We start from the raw sequence: 18337 nt of genomic DNA, 5'->3' as shown, positions 1-18337 counted from the left end.
CTTTTTAATAACTACCGCTGGCTCGAAACTTGTTGATTAAGTCTTCTGATACTGAATCAGGAATTGGGTAAACATGATCATACTTGTGAAGATAACCGTCATAATTAAAATCTGTCTTATATTTTTGTTTGCCTTCTCCTAGAAGAATTTTAGGTTCTTTCACACGCCAATTTTGATTCTTTTTTTCCAGAATGTAATCACCCGAACCAATCAAAAAGTCAGAATATTTTTTTGGAAATTCTCTTTTTACTTTATTTTTTGATGGATAATTATTCTCAATTTGATCAGGTGAAATCTTTTGTTGTATGTCTGTTGGTAATTGATTATATAATGTGGAATTTAGAGTTAAAGATTCTGGAATTATAGGCCAACTATTAATTCGTTTCAAAATAGTTGATTCATCTACATCCTTATAAGTCGAAAAATAATCTTGAATAAATAACTTAATCTTATTTTTAGTTATTTTATAATTCCCTGCATCTATTTCAACAATCATATAATCATCTCCTCCTTCTTGAGGTGTACGAACTTTAAAAGCATCGTTGTATACCAAGACAAAGGTTTGATCAGATTTTAATTTTAAAAAATATTCGCCATCTAAAGGAGAGGTAAAGGAAAAAGATTTACCGATTAAATCTTTAGTAGTTTTAATTTTAATTGCTGGCGTTAAAACCTCACCTTGATTTTTGAGCGCTTGCAGTTTCTTCGCACTCATTTTTTGATATTTCGGTGTCATTTCCGCTCTACTAGGTGGATTATTGCTCATGCCCATGGTGAAAATACTTAATCCTGCTATCATCGCCAAAAGAAAACTTTTATATATTTTTTTCATCTTATTTACCTTGATTTTTGCGATGATAATCAAAATAGCTGTCTACAGGTTGATATTTATTTTTACCTTCTTTGTCAGGAGTTAAATATAAATTATATTTAGGATTTTTATTTTTTAACATACTATTACGATTAGGCATATCCATATTTCCATAAGAGTAGTCATAATTAAAGTGTGAGCTATTTTCATTGGATAAGTTCATATCATTTTGATCAGCATAATTATACGATGGACCATTCACAAAGCCCGCTAAATCATTCGTTTGCCATTCAGCTAAATTTTGTCCACTCTTACCAATGGTCGTTGCCGGATCAACATGTAACAATTCATTGTCAAACAGATTTAAGACGGGAAAGCCATTTGTTAACTTCAAATAACCATTTTCTATGATAGAACCTACGTTTACCTTTATTAATAACTACCACTTTCCTTGAATTTATTAATTAAATCTTCTGAAACCGAATCCGGAATTGGATAAACATGATCATACTTGTGAAGGTAGCCATATTTATAAGGATTATTGTAATACCTTTTAGATCCCTTAACATGCTTCCTTTCTCCAATCATGGGCTTCTGAACTTGCCAAGTATTTCCCTTCTTTATCAATACATAACTACCAGCATTTGCTAACCTTTTAGCGTATCCTCTAGAATAGACACTTCGATAATATTCATATGAATTATATAGTTGCCTAATTTGATCAGGTAAAATCTTTTGTTGTATGTCTGTTGGTAACTGATTATATAATGCTTGATTTAAACGAATAGATTTTGGCATTATTAACCAACTATTAATACGCTTTAATGGATCAACTTTTTCTACATACTCATCTACTCCCATAGAACTTGCCCAATAATCTTGAATAAATAATTTAACTTTCTTTTTGGATGTCTTGTAATTTCCCGCAAAGGTTTTAATCATTAAGGAGTCATCCCCTCCCTCTTGTGCTGTGCGTACTTTAAAAGCATCGTTATATACTAAAACAAAGGTTTGATCGGGTTTTAACTTAAAAAAGTATTCGCCATCACCTTCTCTCGGAAAATATTCAAATTCTGACGAGTTAAAGGAAAAAGATTTACCGATTAAATCTTTAGTCGTTTTGGCTTTTATTTTGGGTGTCAAGACACCACCTTCATCTTTGCGGGCTTGCAGTTTTTTATCACTCATCTTTTGATATTTGGATGTCATTTCTGCTCTACTAGGTGGATTACTACTCAGTCCCATCGTAAAAACACTTAATCCGGCTATCATCGCCAATAGAAAACTTTTATATATTTTTTTCATCTTATTTACCTTGTTTTTTGCGATGATAATCCGAATAGCTGTCTACAGGCTGATATTTATTTTTACCTTCTTTTTGAGGAGTTTTATATAAATTGTCATCTTTATTCTTATTATGCAACATCGAATTGCGATTAGGTATGTCCATATTTCCGTAGGAGTAATCATAATTAAAGTGTGAACTGTTTACATTGGATAAATTCATATCATTTTGATTGGCATAATTATACGATGGTCCATTCACAAATCCTGCTAAATCATCCGTTTGCCATTCAGCTAAATTTTGCCCACTTTTACCAATGGTTGTTGCTGGATCAACATGTAACAATTCATTGTCAAACAGATTTAAGACGGGAAAGCCATTTGTTAACTTCAGATAACCATTTTCCACGGTAGCACCTACGTTTACACTCATTAATAACTACCGTTGGCTCGAAACTTGTTGATTAAATCTTCTGACACTGAATCCGGAATAGGGTAAACATGATCATACTTGTGAAGATAACCATATTTATCAGGAGAATTATAATATCTTTTAGATCCTTTAACATGCTTTCTTTCGCCAATCATCGACTTTAGAAATTGCCAATTTCTTCCATCTTTTTTAATTACATAATCTCCCATATCACCTATTTGCTTAATGTATTTCTTTGAATATTCTTTTTTCAACGATTCAATAGATGGATAATCATGATCAATTTTATCAGATGGAATCTTTTGTTGTATGTCTGTTGGTAATTGATTATATAATGCATGATTTAAACCTATCGATGTTGGTGTTATCGGCCAACTATTCACTCTTCTTAAAGGATGAATTTCGCTTGCGTTTTCTATCGTTATCCAATAATCTTGAATAAATAACTTGATCTGCTTTTTAGACATTTTGTAATTACCTGCATAAGTTTCAATACTGATTCCATCTCCTCCCCCCTCTTGCACTGTCTGTACTTTAAAAGCATCGTTATATACTAAAACAAAGGTTTGATTGGGTTTTAACTTTAAAAAGTATTCGCCATCGCCTTCTCTTGGAAAATATTCAAATTCTGACGAATTAAAGGAAAAAGATTGTCCTATTAAATCTTTAGCAGCTTTGGCTTTAATTTTGGGTGTTAAAGCGGCCCCCTCATCTTTGCGCGCTTGCAGTTTCTTCGCACTCATTTTTTGATACTTGGGTGTCATTTCTGATCTACTGGGGGGATTACTACTTAGTCCCATAGTAAAAATACTTAATCCTATTATCATAGCCAACAGAAAATTCTTATAATTTCTTTTCATCGTCTTATTTACCTTGCTTTTGGCGATGATAATCCGAATAGCTATCTACAGGCTGATATTTGTTCTTACCTTCTTTTTGAGGAGTTTTATAAAGAACTTTCTTATCTTTAGTTTTATCTTTTACTAACATATCATTCCGATTAGGCATATCCATATTCCCATAAGAGTAGTCATAATTAAAGTGTGAGCTATTTTCATTGGATAAGTTCATATCATTTTGATTGGCGTAATTATACGATGGTCCATTCACAAAACCGGCTAAATCATCGGTCTGCCATTCAGTTAAATTTCGCCCACTCTTACCAATGGTCGTTGCTGGATCAACATGTAATAACTTACCCGTTTGATTATTGATAATGAACTCCACATGAAAGTTAGATAATAACTTGTAATTGTTTTGCTTCAATTCATATTGATTATCATTAATTGCATATTTATTATGCGCTCTTGCACTTTCACTGCCGACTTTAAACTGCCCGGTTTGACTTAAATCATCTAAATATTCGCCAGGGGTCACGTGCAACTTCTTAGCTGTTTGTTCGACATACTTAGCGTTGGCATCCGAAATATAATAGCGCAATTGGTGAATCTCGGTAGCTAACGTACCACTGGCGTTGGCTAAACCTCCTTTCGTTCCCTTAGTAAACGGAAAAGCGGTTTGCACAACTTTAGGCAACAAGGTTTGTAGCAATTCATTGTCAAAGGGATTCAACATTGGAAAACCATGTTCCAATTTCAAATAACCCTTTTCTACGGTCGCACCTACGTTTACCCTATTAATAACTACCACTTTCCTTAAACTTATTGATTAAGTCTTCTGATACTGAATCCGGAATGGGATAAACATGATCGTACTTGTGAAGGTAACCATATTTATAAGGATTATTGTAATACCTTTTAGATCCCTTAACATGCTTCCTTTCGCCAATCATCGACTTTAGAAATTGCCAATTTCTTCCATCTTTTTTAATTACATAATCTCCCATATCACCTATTTGCTTAATGTATTTCTTTGAATATTCTTTTTTCAACGATTCAATAGATGGATAATCATGATCAATTTGATCAGGTGAAATCTTTTGTTGTAAATCTAACGGTAACTGATTATATAATGCTTGATTTAAACCTATCGATGTTGGCGTTATTGGCCAGCTATTCACTCTTCTTAAAGGATGAATTTCGTCTTCATTTTCCACTGTTATCCAATAGTCTTGGATAAACAACTTGATCTTCTTCTTACTTATTTTATAATTACCCGCAAATGTTCGAATACTTATTCCATCTGGACTACCTTCTTGATCAGTCCGTACCTTAAAAGCATCGTTATATACTAAAACAAAGGTTTGATCGAGTTTTAATTTTAAAAAGTATTCGCCACTACCATTTCTCGGAAAATATTCAAATTCTGAAGAATTAAAGGAAAAGGACTTTCCTATTAAATCTTTAGTCGTTTTGGCTTTAATTTTGGGTGTTAAAGCGGCTCCTTCATCTTTGCATGCTTGCAATTTTTTAGCACTCATCTTCTGATATTTGGGTGTCATCTCTGAACTACCGGGGGGATTACTACTTAATCCCATCGTGAAAATACTTAATCCCGATACCATAGCCAGCAGAAAACTTTTATATATTTTTTTCATCGTCTTATTTACCTTGCTTTCTGCGATGATAATCCGAATAACTGTCTACAGGCTGATATTTATTTTTACCTTCTTTTTCAGGAGTTGTATAAAGATCATATTTATTTTGAGACTTATCTGTAGTTAACATATCATTGCGATTAGGCATATCTAGCGCTTTTTCATAACCATAATCATAATTAAAGTGTGAGCTATCTATATTTGATAAGTTCATATCATTTTGATTGGCGTAATTATATGATGGTCCATTCACGAAACCGGCTAAATCATCGGTTTGCCATTCAGCTAAATTTTGTCCACTCTTACCAATGGTCGTTGCCGGATCAACATGTAACAATTGCCCCGTTTGATTATTAATAATGAATTCCACATGGAAATTAGACAGTAGTTTGTAATTATGCATATAATTCAAACCATACTGCTTTTTATCACCTATCTTACCAACGTACTTTTTATTATGCGCTCGGGCACTTTCACTGCCAACTTTAAACTGTCCAGTTTGACTTAAATCATCTAAATATTCGCCAGGGGTCACGTGCAACTTCTTAGCTGTTTGTTCGACATACTTAGCGTTGGCATCCGAAATATAATAGCGCAATTGGTGAATCTCGGTGGCTAACGTACCGCTGGCGTTGGCTAAGCCACCCTTCGTTCCCTTAGTAAAGGGAAAAGCTGTTTGCACAACTTGGGGCAACAACGTTTGTAACAATTCATTGTCAAAGGGATTTAAGGCGGGAAAGCCATTTATTAACTTCAAATAGCCATTTTCTACGGTCGCCCCTAAGTACTTCAGCATAATCGTTAACGCTGAACTGGCCGCTTTTTGACTAACTCCGGTTTGCGCATACGGGCGAAACAATGCATTAAAGGCAGAAGAGCCGACTTGACGAGCCTGCTTAAATAAATGATTTAATTGTTTTGATAATTTATTTCCTTTTAAGTTCTTGATACTATCATTCAAAAAGTGTTCATAACTGGTTAAGGCCGCAGTATTCCAACCATCGCGTCCTAACTCTGTTAAAAAAGCCGCCATCTGAAAGTGATCTTTACCTTGACCTTTAATTCCCGCCGTTACTGTCAAATCGCTTTTAACATGTACCAGATTATGACTTAAATCTTTTAACGCTAATGGCAGGGTACGATTATTGTAATTTAATACTTTGCGCTTCGTTTGTTGCACCAATTGGATCGTTTTGCCCAGTGCTTCGTCAGCTTGATCATCGATTAATTGACAATCCGCGCCAGCTTCAAGCGCTAATTGGTAGGCTTTGTTCAGTCGAGCCACTGTTCTACTATTTAACTCTTTGGCCTTTGTCAGTATTTTTTCCAGATCGTCTAAGTTCTCAGTGTCAATTTTAGCTTGGCTACTACTATCAACATCCGCCTTAAAGTCATTAATTAAACGTTCCATGCCTTGAGCCAATTGATCTAACTCACTTGTTAATTGTTGCGGTTCACGACCATGCGCTGCTTCGACATACTCAGCCATTTGTTGTTGCGTTTTCCCGCTGAAGCCTTCAGAATTCGGCACAGCTTTCATCTTGACACTGGTATCTTGTAACGCACTTTTTAAAGCTTGAACTTGTGTTTGTAAATGATAGTTATTTTCTTCTAACTTACTCATGTCAATTTTAACCATTAATTTCTCCATGTTCTGTATTATTTCGAAATTAATATATTATATTTATATATAATAATTTTTAATTTTAATGGCAATATATTAATTTGATAGTAAAATAACATATCCATCAAACATAGTAAAGCAGTAGTATTATGCCAAGCAAAAAATAGATAACAGAGCATACAATTAATATAAAACCAACAATTGAGTAATGTTTTTAGATATATTTGTATCTAAATTAGCCAAGCAAAATAAATTTAATTGGTTTTAATTAATTTATTAATTTCTGCAGCTAAAGATTGATCATTTAAAAATTCTGCAATGGTTTTAATTTGTATTACCTGCTGAACATTTACATCAGCCAGATAATTTTGAAAACAAAAACAGCCAACCCCCAAATCAAATCTTTCTCTCAATTCAATTTAGAAATTAGACTGTTTATTTTTACTTTTTAGCTATTTCAGATAAGCCCGCGTATAATCGTCTTCACCCACTGGATGACGTAAAACTCCTTTGAGCTTGGGATTAACCAAATGACTTTCCACCATTTGATATAGTGGAATGACCGGCATAGTTTGGTTTAAATGTTGTTGTAATTGCCGCATGGTCTGCCAATATGCTTGATCATTATTGCCACTGTCTAAACTAGCCTGCTGGTATAACTGATCAAACTGAGCATCATGATATTGTCCATAATTTTGAGGATTGGCACTCTGTAAAATGCCCATAAAACTAATAGGATCGGCAAAGTCTGCTAACCACAAGGTCTGTCCTAACGAGAACTTACCACTATGCATTTCACTCGAACTCGTTTTCTCCGGAACATTCCGCAAATTAACTGTCACGTCTGGTAAATTCTTTTCTAAAGAATTTTGTAAAAATTGCGCTACATTCTTTGTAATAGTTTGATCATCACCTAACAATTGCAAAGTCACATGCTTTTTAAGATGAGATTCTTGCAAACCTTCTCGCCACAAAGTCCGAGCTTGCTTAACATCATAAGTAGTCTTGGGCGTGGTCTCGGTCGCAAAGTCCTTATTCGTTGTCGGATCCATCGTTAAATCCTTGGCCGTGTAAGTGTCCGCTGGTTTGGAGCCGTCTGCTAGAACATTTTTCGTTAAGGCTTGACGATTAATTACCAAACTAATTGCTTGACGCATTTTAGCATTAGTTAACGGCTGATGATTGCGTAAGTTAACTCGTAAATAATAGTTTCCCGCGCGGCGTTCATGAATTAACTTTTTTGACTTTTGAAGACCTTTCGCCGTTACTCCGGTAATAGTCGCATCATCCAACTTGTTTTGACTAAATAATTCATTCGCCGTGTTAGCATCTTTCACGACTAAATAATTAATCGCTTTTAGGTGAATTTGCTTTTTCGCATAATAATACGGATTAGGCTTTAAAGACCATGTATCACTATTTCCATTCCACCGGGTAACTTTAAAGGGACCATTATAATACAAATACTGAGATTTAGTACCATACTTGGATTTAAATTTCGTTAACGCGGTCCGATTTTCCGGAAAGAAAGCAGGCATCACCATCATCTTATTAAAATACGGCATCGGGTGCTCTAGCTGTACTTGTAAAGTATGTGCATTTAATGCCGCAACGCCTAACGTTTGGGGCTTTTTTTGTCCCTTGGCAATCGCCGCTGCATTTTTAATTCCATCAAAAATATAACTATAACCCGATTTAGCATTAGGGGAAGCCGAACGGCGCCAAGCAGTCACAAAATCTTGAGCGGTAACTTTTTGTCCATTACTCCATTTAGCATTGGAACGTAAGTGAAAGGTATAAGTTAACCCGTGATTAGTCGGCTGTACTACTTTGGTCGCCATTGCCGCTTGTGGTTGATTATGCTTGTCCGCACGATATAATCCCTCCATCGAATTCTCTAAAGTATTCCAAGTTTGTAAATCTGCATGCTCCGAAGTATCTAAAGATAACAAATCACCCGTTTGCATCAAGTTAATTTGTTGCTTCGTACCAGATGAAGAAGATTGTGTATGCTGAGAACTACAGCCAGTTAATAAAACCACGCCCAAGCCACTTAAAACTGCGACCCAATTTAATTTATTTATCATCTGTTAACCCTTCTTTCAAGTTGACTTGCGGATTACGTTCAACAGTAGTTAAGAACTGTCCTAAGGTTTGGAAAAACGCTGAAGGATTATCAACACTATGGCAATGACCACCATCAGGTGTAAGCACTAAGCGCGCATTCGGCAGCGTCTGTTGCATCCGCTGCGCCACTGTTAAAGGCATCGTATCATGATCACCAAACGTTAATAACGTTGGTGTGGTAATTTTATGCAGGTCACTTCGACAATCCCAGTCCTTGAGCGTTCCAGTCATCACAAATTCATTATTACCCTGAAAGTGGTTGTAAACTGGCGTAGCATTTGTTTCAACAGTATGATGTCCCCCATTTTCTGGATGACGACAAACATAGACCTTATACAACTGCTGCACTAAATCATTATACTTGGGATCATCAAACCGCTCTTGGACTTCAACTTGTTTCATATAATTAACCCAAAATGGTGAAAATAATTGTTCCCGTAAGTGATTAATGTGGGTAATATATTCGGGAATATTGTCAATCATACTCATAATGATTAAGCCTTTGAGATGTTGCGGATATTTCAAGGCATACTCTTGCGCCAATAAGCCGCCCCAAGAATGCCCCAATAAATAAAATTGGTCTAAGCCTAATTGTTGGCGAACTTCTTCTAATTCTGATAAATAGTAATCAATTGTTAAATATTTTTGATTCTGAGGATCAGTAAAATCTGGTTGATCTGAGTAAAAAGAACCCAACTGATCATACATTGAGATCTGTACGTTACTGAGGTGTTCATTAAAGTTTTCAAACTCTTCATGGTTACTACCTGGACCACCATGCACACATAATAATTTAACGGGTCCTTCACCGACAGTCCGCGTAAATAAATGAAAACCATTTTCTAATGTTAAAATTTTACTACCTGTCATATCTGTATCTTTCCTTTTAATCTCAGCTGCTCGCAAAGTTGGTAAGTCTTTAGTTACTGATTTTGCAAGCGTAATTCCAATATTCTGTGCCCAAAAGCGCTGAGCAACTAAGAACTTCCTTACAACTCTAGTGCTTAAACAACTAACTCTAACAATAAAAAAACACCCTCTCTAAGCAATAAATTTCTTAGAAAGGGTGCGTTGAGCACGGTACCACCTTATTTTTAAATTCCAAGCCAAAAACCAATCCACTCTTCAATAAACGCCAGTATGACAACAGCTATTATTGATTTTTGATTTGTTAACTAAATAACGGTAGTAACCGATCTAGCTTACTAATTTCAGCTGATAGCTCAAAAGTGATTTTCATAATTAAGATTTTGTCCCTGCTTGCACTCGACCAGGTTCGCTGTCCGCAATCTTAAAACTACTTACTTCGTCATCACTATTTTAATTTTATTGTCATTTCAATTTAATCTGAATGTTAAAACTTTAATCTTACTTTGTCAAGGATTTTTTAATTTCACCAAAAGAAATTTTTGAACCTGCAAGTTCTGTTTAGCTCCTAAAAGTAAAACTCATGATTTTTTCTTAACTTTTGCAAATAAAAAGGAAACGTTCGCCTAATTTTTAATAATTATCGAATCGCTTCCTCAATCAATGTCTGGAATAATCTGTTGCTTAAGGATGGGCCCACAAAAATTTTCCAATGGCTTGATTAACTTGGTAATTATTTTCGTGTAATTGACTATGTTGACCCTTTCGGCCTTTAATCTCTAACTCTTGATAACTTTGATAACGCCCGCGTAACAAGTACTTGAGTGACCGTGCGGAAACGTTGGTAACATCACCATCAGAATTAGTTCCGTTATTCAAATTACCATAAATATTCAAAATTTGAACATGTTGCGGATAAGAACTACGTTTACTTAACAAATAGCGATAATAGCGATCTTCATATCTAGGCCGGCCGTTGGCTAAAAAATAGTTCTTATTTGGTCGATCATCAATGCCAATAATCCCATCAAAGTGTCCCGCAATATTCACTTGCTTATTGAGCTGGGGCAAATCTTTACGTTGACCATATTTAACTTGATAATACATTGTCGTTAAATTGCCCATCGAATGAGCGACCGTATTATACCGCCGAATCTGATACTTTTTCTGTAACAAAGTAATTAAATTATAAAACCACCGACTAGTTTCTTGATAATTACTATTCTGATTATCTTCCATTAAAACTTGAATTAAGGGATGTTTGACCCCTTTCGGCCAATGACCACTTAACTTAACTTGACCTTGTGGCGAAATTTTGGCAACTAACACTTTGGTCGCTCCTTGATGTGCTTGAGCATAAGCCATCATACTTTTAGCCGAGTTAGCTCCAGCACCATAACCGTGTAAATATAAAGTTGGCACACTAGCTGAACGATCACCGTTAGTGGGTCGATTCATTTTAATAAATAAACCACCACCCAGTAGTAATAACACAATAATGACTCCTAACCACCAGAGTAAGGTTTTTCGCTTTTTAGTTAACACTGTCATCACCGCTCCTTCAAAAAAGCTTGCGTACCCTGACTTAAGCGCTCTAAGCCGTCAGTTAACATTGCTGGTGGACAAGCACTATTTAGCCGGATAAAATGAGCACCATTGCCACGATAAATAGCCCCATCATTAACAATTAATCCTGTTTGGCGTCTTAAATACTGAACTAATGATGTCGTCGTTGCCGTAACCTGCTGCACATCTAACCATAACAAATACGTGGCATTTTCTGAAACCAATTTGACCTGCGGTAAATTAGCTATTAAATATAGTTGAACTAAATCTCGATTTTGTTGTAGTTGCTGCTTTAATTGTCGTAACCACCGGCTTCCCTGAGTATACGCCGCAATGCTCCCCGGAATAGCCACCAAATTCGGTTCTGTTAGCTCATCATTATTGAGACCGCGACTAACAATTTGTCGCAGGTTAGAATTAGGAATAATAACTGTGGCCGCATGCAAAGCCGCCAAATTAAAAGTCTTACTGGGCGAAGTCAACACAACAATATAACTAGTCATACTCGTTATACTCCTTAATTTTCTCAATAAGCCTTTAGCTTCAATGATCCTAATGATCTGTTAGATTAGCTTGAATGGCCGCTATGATTTGTTCAGGTAATAAATTATTTTGTTGATAAAGTTGCTGTAGCGGCGTTTGATCAGTGTAAACCCGCTTTTGGCCAAAGTTTAAAACTTGAACATCAAACTTACCTAAATAAGATGCTACCTTTTGGCCAAAGCCCCCGTCTAATAAGTTATCTTCTAAAGTGACAATCAATTGATGATCAGCGGCCAATTGTGTGAGCGTCTGATCATCTAAAATATTGGCCGCCACCGGATTAACTAATGTAGCACCTACTTTGTCCGCGACTTGACGCCCTAATTCATAAAAATCACCCAGTGCTAAAATGGCAACCTTTTGCCCCGCTTGCACTTGATAATGAATCGTTTGATAATCACGCGCTGGGTGATTATGAGTAGTCAGCGGTACTGCATTGGTTGGTAACTTAATAGCAACTGGTTGTTGGCGTTGCTTAATGGCCCAAGTCAACATTGCTTGTTCTTCAGCTAAACTAGTTGGTGCTAAATATAGCCAATTAGGTAAATTAGATAGCATTACTTGATCAAAAACTCCCAAATGCGTTTTTGATTGTTCCGACATTCCTCCACCAGCTACGAGCATCACTACTGGCAAGTTATTAGCCGCCACATCATGTGATAATTGATCAAAGGCACGTTGTAAAAAAGTCGAATTTTCAAACAGAATGGGAATCGCACCTGCTTTGGCAAAACCAGCCGCCAAGGCGACGGATTCTTGTTCAGCAATCCCCACATCAGTGTAATTATTCGGATAATCATTTTTAATACGATCCAAACCAAATACTCCCGGAATCGCCGCATCAATTGCCATAATTGGTTGTCCAGCATCAATTTGTTGCGCTACGACATCTAAAGCGGTTGAATTGGCAGTAACCGTCGTGGGGCCTGGAGCTAAAGGTTGATCCGTGGCTAAGTTAAACGGCGCTACCCAATGATGCGCTTCTTCTTGCGCTACTGCGGGTTGATAGCCTTTGCCTTTTTAAAGTATTAATATGAACTACAATCGGATGATCAATATCTTTCACAGCGGTAAAAGCCGCAATCATTTGTGTTAAATCATTACCATCGGCTACGTAACGATAATCAAAGCCTAGGGCTTTAAACAAGTTATCACTAGCTTGACCATGAGAATCTCGTAATTTTTGTAAGGCTTGGACTAGCCCACCAACATTTTTATCAATGGACCATTGATTATCATTAATTACAATCACCAAATTGTTCGGTTCAATGGCTGCATTATTCAACCCTTCATACGCTAAACCGCCGGTCAGGGATCCATCACCAATTAAAGCCATAATATTTTCATGTGTGCCTTTTAAATCACGAGCTTTGGCCATGCCCGTTGCTAAAGCAATTGAGGTTGAGGTGTGCCCAATCGAATAGTAATCATACGGACTTTCCTCCGGATTACTATACGGCGTAACTGTATCATAAGCCTCAGGATCTAGCCACGCTTGCGCGCGCCCTGTTAACATTTTATGGGGATAAGTTTGATGGGAAACATCCCAAATAATTTTGTCAGTCGGAGCGTTGAACACATAATGATAAGCGATCGCTGCTTCGACAATTCCTAAATCTGGTCCTAAATGACCACCCTGTGCGGCATCTTTTTCTAAAATTAACGTTCTAATCTCTTGCGCTAATTGTTCTAAATCTTGTAATTGCAGTTGCTTCAAATCTTGAGGTCCGTTAATTTGGTTTAAAAGATAATCTGGATGTTGATTCATAAAATGACCTTCTTCTTATTTAATTTTAATCTTGCAAAAGCAACTATAATACTTAAAGTGCTGTTTAAGTCAAATGATTTTCACCATTTATTACTCAACATACGCCTAAACAATTTTTTAGCTGCCCAGAAAACTGTTTCTGTGCCCCCAGTATAGATATCCTCTTAGCTACTGTCTAATACTTATTTTTAATAGCCAATTATAACCAAAGAGCATACTCAGTTAGCTTGACTTACAGTTAACTCTAGGTTTTATGCTACAAATAATTATTATTAAATCTTATGAAAGTAGGTGACTAAATTGCGTTCCAAAATCACACTTCATATTTATACTTCCCTCGATGGGCGGATTACTGGTAATTTTAGTACTGCTTTGTCAGATCATAGTGCAACAAAATTCTTTCAAACCATTGGTTTTCAAAAAAACAATCCGCATAGTTTTCATTTTCAGGGTTGGATTTATGGTAGCAATACCTCCAAATCCTATTTGGCGCCAGGTCAATTTATTGCTGACCACAATACTTCTAGCATCGTTCCTGCCGGCGATTATCTGATTAACCAACAACAAAGTTGCTATTACATTGCATTTGATCGTCACGGTTGTCTTAATTGGTCCCAAAATACTACTGCTTATGCTGGGCAAACTGCGTTTGTGATTGAAGTCTTGACTGACCAAGCATCCAATTCCTATAAAACATTTTTACGGCAAAAACAGATTCCCTATATCATTGCGGGAGAACAAGAAATTGATCTAGCACTGGCGTTGCAAAAATTAGCTGCTGAATACGGCTTAGACAATTTGATGTTGGGCGGTGGTGGACTGTTAAATTGGAGTTTTCTTACCGCTGGTTTGATTGACGAAATTAGTTTAGTCGTGGCGCCAGCGATTGATGGTCAAGAACATACTGCTCGCCTATTTAATTCCCAGTTTAGCCACGATCCAAAACCCATTGGTTTTAAATTGCGTTCAGCACAAGTCATCGCTGATAATGTCCTATGGTTAAGATATATTCCTCTAAATGTTAGCCAAAGAACTTGAATAACCGACAGTTGCGACAAAAGTGCTTAGAAGCGGGGTTTAACCTTCCAGTATGAATAATAAATATCAGCCTAAATTTACAAAATTTGTTGTTTCAACTCTTCTCTTTGTCAGCACCTCAGACGATTTGCGTCACTATATATCAAAATTTTAATTTGAAAGGATTTTCAATGACTACAACAATCAAAATTACTATTAATAACGATGCTTATTTTGCACAAATTAATGATTCGCCAACCGCTCAGGATTTTCTTCAGCTGCTCCCACTAACACTAACTTTAAAAAATTATGGTCAGACTGAAAAAATAGCTGATCTCCCGACCACATTAAATACTCAAACAGCACCGAGTGGTAGTGCCGCTCAAGTTGGCGATATTACTTTATATGCACCTTGGGGCAATTTAGCCATTTTTATTCAGAATTTTGGTTATGCAAAAGGTTTAATTCAACTAGGCCATATCCAACAAAATGGCGCTCAATTAGCTAATTATCCTAATAACACCATTGCTTACTTTGAACGGCAATAGTACCAATTAATTTGGAATAACTTCTTAAACCAAAATACTCTATTATTATTAGGTATACGCCTAACTATAATGGAGTATTTTTATTAATGAATAAACATCTTGACGCCAAAAGAATTATACTTAAATTTATTAAGCACTGTTATTTTAAAAGGAAGCGTAAAATTAGTGAACTATCCAAAAGCTTTAATTAACGCAGTTAACCGGCGCTCACAAGCATTTCAGCTAGAAGGCCTGAACGAAGGTGCCGGACCACAGCACCCTACTTTAATGTTAGTGGGCGAGGCCCCGGGCAAAGACGAGATTGTAACGCATATTCCCTTTCATGGTCGCTCTGGACAAGAATTAATGAAATCTTTAGCACTACTGCAATTAACTCGCGATGATGTTTATATAACTAGCGTTGTACGTAGTCGTCCCTACAAAGTGGTGCAAGCTTTAGACAAAAAGACTCACCAACTAGTCACCAAATATCCTAACCGCAAGCCAACCCAAAAAGAAATCCTAGCGCAAGCACCATTTTTTGATTACGAAGTCAATTGGGCTCAACCCCAAATAATCGTCACTTTAGGTAGTACCGCAGCCCAACGTATTTTAGGTACTCACCAAAGTTTAACTGCCATTCACGGGCAAATCTTTAATCACCCCATTCAACAATTAAATGCTGCTAAAGATGCTTATCAATGGTCCGCCAAAAAATACCAAGTTTATTGTACCTATCACCCCGCCGCCATTTTTTATAACCCACCCCGGATTTTTTATATTAGCAACTCAAATTAAACACGATTGGGAACAATTAACATCATATATTAAGTAGTTATTGCGCTTCAAAGGCTCAGTGTACGGGTGGGTCTCCAAATATTAAAATGGGTTAGAAAGACAATTTTAATCATGCTCAGCTTTTATTGCTGGTATGATAATTGTTTGTTATATAATTTAAATTAATCTTGCCAGCGACTATTGAAATAAAACTTATTTTTAATTATGACGTTTATCAAATACTATTTAAATAGTATTTCTTGTTCACAGGTTAAATTCTAAATATTATTAATCTAGTAAAATATAAAACGCTTTCTTCGCGATTTAATATTTAGGTTGCAGCCCTGACACAGCAACATGAGGATGGTACTTTTGTTTGCTAATATTATAGTGCCGATTGTTGTCGGAATTGCTATTGCCACCTTTACATGGTGGATCAATAAACATTAATTGACGCAAAATAAAAGACGTCTAGTCACTGTCCGGGTAAACTAGGCGTCTTTTTTGTGTTGCATTCATGTTCTCTAATATCCTTGCATGTTTATAATAACACATTTATTTCTGAAATCCCACAATTTGATTATGTATTAGCTCCCGCATTGGGAGCATTTTTATTACTTACCACTGCCAACCCGTATATAAAGCTGGTAGATATTCATCAGCAGCTACATGATAGCATCAAAATTATTAATCTAACAACTATCTAAAACGTGTCCGGGTGCTGGGCAAGCAGTCCAAGAGTTCTAAATCTAATTGATCTAACAACTATCTAAAACCAGATGACGACTTGCCATTTTAAAAACCTGGTTCTAAATCTCATTGATCTAACAACTATCTAAAACATGGCATATGTCGGAGTTGCCGGCTGGTTAGTTCTAAATCTCATTGATCTAACAACGATTTAAATGTTATTGATAAATCAACGTTTGTAAGACTTTTGTTAACCATTTGTTCTCCATAGTTAGCGAAACTACTCTTTTAATTTAACAACATTTAGTTAAAAGTAAAACACTTTTGCTATGCTATAATATTTAAGTTGCAGCCCCAACACAGCAACATAAGGGGGGTGTACTTATGTTTACCAGCATTATAGCGCCGATTATTGTCGGAATTGTTATTGCCATTTTTAAATGGTGGCTTAATAAACATTAATTGACGCAAAATAAAAAGGCATCTAGTTACTGTCCAGGTCAACTAGGTGTCTTTTTTTGTTGCAGTTATGTTTACCAACATCTTTACATACTTATAGTAACACAATTATTTCTGAAATCCCACAATTTGATTATGTATTAGCTCCCACTTCGGGAGCTTTTTTATTACTTGCCACTGCCAACACGCATAAAGCGCTGGTAGATATTCATCAGCAGCTACATGATAGCATCAAAAATATTAATCTAACAACTATCTAAAACGGAATCTGATGTATCTTTTCAGCGATTATAGTTCTAAATCTCATTGATCTAACAACTATCTAAAACAAACAGCGATGAGATGTTAAAAGCCCAAGTGTTCTAAATCTCATTGATCTAACAACTATCTAAAACCTATCAGTAAGGGTAAAGATTATAATGTGTGTTCTAAATCTCATTGATCCAACAACTATCTAAAACTACAACATTTATAGATATTGCCCTGATTATGCCGTTCTAAATCTCATTGATCTAACAACTATCTAAAACGGATTCAGGTCCTGTGTGAAAAAAGCAATTAGTTCTAAATCTCATTGATCTAACAACTATCTAAAACAATGTCGCCAGCAAGAGAATTACTAACCACGTTCTAAATCTATATTTTTCTAACAACTATCTAAAACACAGCAACGATAGACCAAGAGCTACGTTTAGAAAGTTATATATATATCATTGATCTAACAACTATCTAAAACACGCCGACTTTGACTTGCTAACGAGCGTTTGTTTCAAATCTCATTGATCTAACAACTATCTTAAAACTTTCCGATTCAAAACACAAAAAAGCGATTAACTAATTGGACAAGTTCTAAAATCTATAATTGATCTAACAACTATCTAAAACCTTCCAACGTAGCAGGACGTTTAACCTGAAATATTCTAATACTTTCTTTAAAAATAACAACTATCTAAAACCTTAATCAGAACTTTCGGCCGACCGCTTTTTAAATCTCATTGATCTAACAACTATCTAAAACTCTTTTGATTGAACACTTTGAATTCGATTTGTTCTAAATCTCATTGATCTAACAAACTATCTAAAACATGTTTTGTTTAGCTTCATTGTCGCAAGCCGTTATAAATCTCATTGATCTAACAACTATCTAAAACCCACTATCTAGCAAGATAAATCTTGAAAATGTTCTAAAGTTCAGTTTCTATAAAAAATCTAAAACATAATCTAAGTCGGTTTAAAATGAAGCGCTTGGTACAAGTCCTATGAGCTATAACTATCTAAAACTCATCACTGTAATCATCATTTTCAAAAACAGTTCTAAATCTCATTGATCTAACAACTATCTAAAAT

The 18337-nt window shown here is 35.8% G+C and carries 18 protein-coding genes, 1 pseudogene and 1 CRISPR repeat array; of the genes and pseudogenes, 6 read left to right on the top strand and 13 right to left on the bottom strand.

Features of this window, described 5'->3' with window-relative positions; genetic code table 11:
- Positions 1 to 4: 4 nt before the first annotated feature.
- The 13 genes and pseudogenes from AC3B5S_RS08865 to AC3B5S_RS08805 all read right to left on the bottom strand — a co-directional run bounded on the left by AC3B5S_RS08865 (position 5) and on the right by AC3B5S_RS08805 (position 13520).
- The gene (locus AC3B5S_RS08865; RefSeq protein ID WP_489790428.1) at positions 5 to 832 is read right to left on the bottom strand and encodes a hypothetical protein; all 828 of its coding nucleotides are present in this window, start codon (positions 830 to 832) and stop codon (positions 5 to 7) included.
- Position 833: 1 nt separating this feature from the next.
- Entirely contained in the window at positions 834 to 1205 is a 372-nt protein-coding gene (locus AC3B5S_RS08860; RefSeq protein WP_489757673.1) for a hypothetical protein, read from the bottom strand.
- 38 nt (positions 1206 to 1243) lie between these two features.
- Positions 1244 to 2116: a hypothetical protein gene (locus AC3B5S_RS08855; RefSeq protein ID WP_489790382.1), complete on the bottom strand. Its 873-nt coding sequence runs from the start codon at positions 2114 to 2116 to the stop codon at positions 1244 to 1246.
- Between the two features lies 1 nt (position 2117).
- Entirely contained in the window at positions 2118 to 2528 is a 411-nt protein-coding gene (locus tag AC3B5S_RS08850) for a hypothetical protein (protein ID WP_489775544.1), read from the bottom strand.
- On the bottom strand, positions 2528 to 3388 hold the full coding sequence (locus AC3B5S_RS08845; protein WP_489790427.1) for a hypothetical protein: 861 nt from the start codon (positions 3386 to 3388) through the stop codon (positions 2528 to 2530). Before AC3B5S_RS08845 ends, AC3B5S_RS08850 begins: the two co-directional genes overlap by 1 nt.
- 4 nt (positions 3389 to 3392) lie before the next feature.
- A complete protein-coding gene (locus AC3B5S_RS08840) occupies positions 3393 to 4127 on the bottom strand; it encodes a DUF3114 domain-containing protein (protein ID WP_489790426.1) in 735 nt (244 codons plus the stop codon).
- A gap of 37 nt (positions 4128 to 4164) precedes the next feature.
- On the bottom strand, positions 4165 to 5025 hold the full coding sequence (locus tag AC3B5S_RS08835; protein ID WP_489790380.1) for a hypothetical protein: 861 nt from the start codon (positions 5023 to 5025) through the stop codon (positions 4165 to 4167).
- Between the two features lie 4 nt (positions 5026 to 5029).
- Positions 5030 to 6664: a DUF3114 domain-containing protein gene (locus AC3B5S_RS08830; RefSeq protein WP_489790425.1), complete on the bottom strand. Its 1635-nt coding sequence runs from the start codon at positions 6662 to 6664 to the stop codon at positions 5030 to 5032.
- Positions 6665 to 7101: 437 nt separating this feature from the next.
- Complete coding sequence (locus AC3B5S_RS08825; protein ID WP_489757668.1) at positions 7102 to 8736, bottom strand: peptide ABC transporter substrate-binding protein; 1635 nt, start codon at positions 8734 to 8736, stop codon at positions 7102 to 7104.
- On the bottom strand, positions 8726 to 9646 hold the full coding sequence (locus tag AC3B5S_RS08820) for a proline iminopeptidase-family hydrolase (protein WP_489790424.1): 921 nt from the start codon (positions 9644 to 9646) through the stop codon (positions 8726 to 8728). The genes AC3B5S_RS08825 and AC3B5S_RS08820 overlap by 11 nt, the downstream gene beginning before the upstream one ends.
- A gap of 681 nt (positions 9647 to 10327) precedes the next feature.
- Positions 10328 to 11194 (bottom strand): alpha/beta hydrolase, encoded by an 867-nt coding sequence (locus AC3B5S_RS08815; protein ID WP_489775549.1) that lies wholly within the window; start codon positions 11192 to 11194, stop codon positions 10328 to 10330.
- Positions 11194 to 11712 carry an aminotransferase class I/II-fold pyridoxal phosphate-dependent enzyme gene (locus tag AC3B5S_RS08810; protein WP_489775550.1) on the bottom strand — a complete coding sequence of 173 codons (519 nt, stop codon included), beginning with the start codon at positions 11710 to 11712 and terminating at the stop codon, positions 11194 to 11196. Before AC3B5S_RS08810 ends, AC3B5S_RS08815 begins: the two co-directional genes overlap by 1 nt.
- A 49-nt stretch (positions 11713 to 11761) precedes the next feature.
- A pseudogene (locus AC3B5S_RS08805) lies at positions 11762 to 13520 on the bottom strand (1-deoxy-D-xylulose-5-phosphate synthase).
- Positions 13521 to 13820: 300 nt separating this feature from the next.
- Here AC3B5S_RS08805 and AC3B5S_RS08800 point away from each other — a divergent pair.
- From AC3B5S_RS08800 to AC3B5S_RS08775, 6 genes are all read left to right on the top strand, one after another.
- The gene (locus AC3B5S_RS08800) at positions 13821 to 14558 is read left to right on the top strand and encodes a dihydrofolate reductase family protein (protein WP_489790423.1); all 738 of its coding nucleotides are present in this window, start codon (positions 13821 to 13823) and stop codon (positions 14556 to 14558) included.
- A gap of 170 nt (positions 14559 to 14728) precedes the next feature.
- Positions 14729 to 15085 carry a cyclophilin-like fold protein gene (locus AC3B5S_RS08795; protein WP_489775552.1) on the top strand — a complete coding sequence of 119 codons (357 nt, stop codon included), beginning with the start codon at positions 14729 to 14731 and terminating at the stop codon, positions 15083 to 15085.
- 165 nt (positions 15086 to 15250) lie between these two features.
- On the top strand, positions 15251 to 15862 hold the full coding sequence (locus tag AC3B5S_RS08790) for a uracil-DNA glycosylase (protein WP_489790422.1): 612 nt from the start codon (positions 15251 to 15253) through the stop codon (positions 15860 to 15862).
- A 336-nt stretch (positions 15863 to 16198) separates the two neighbouring features.
- Positions 16199 to 16291, top strand: coding sequence for a type I toxin-antitoxin system Fst family toxin (locus AC3B5S_RS08785; protein WP_489757660.1), 93 nt, complete (start codon positions 16199 to 16201; stop codon positions 16289 to 16291).
- Between the two features lie 624 nt (positions 16292 to 16915).
- The gene (locus tag AC3B5S_RS08780; protein WP_489775560.1) at positions 16916 to 16993 is read left to right on the top strand and encodes a type I toxin-antitoxin system Fst family toxin; all 78 of its coding nucleotides are present in this window, start codon (positions 16916 to 16918) and stop codon (positions 16991 to 16993) included.
- A gap of 56 nt (positions 16994 to 17049) precedes the next feature.
- Positions 17050 to 17250 carry a hypothetical protein gene (locus AC3B5S_RS08775; protein WP_489790421.1) on the top strand — a complete coding sequence of 67 codons (201 nt, stop codon included), beginning with the start codon at positions 17050 to 17052 and terminating at the stop codon, positions 17248 to 17250.
- A gap of 32 nt (positions 17251 to 17282) precedes the next feature.
- A CRISPR array of direct repeats spans positions 17283 to 17587; the repeat unit is 36 nt; unit sequence GTTCTAAATCTCATTGATCTAACAACTATCTAAAAC.
- Between the last annotated feature and the right edge of the window lie 750 nt (positions 17588 to 18337).

This window comes from Bombilactobacillus sp. ESL1094, from assembly GCF_058107425.1.
The sequence above is the reverse complement of the archived record's forward strand: the minus strand, read 5'-3'. Positions and strand labels throughout refer to the sequence as shown.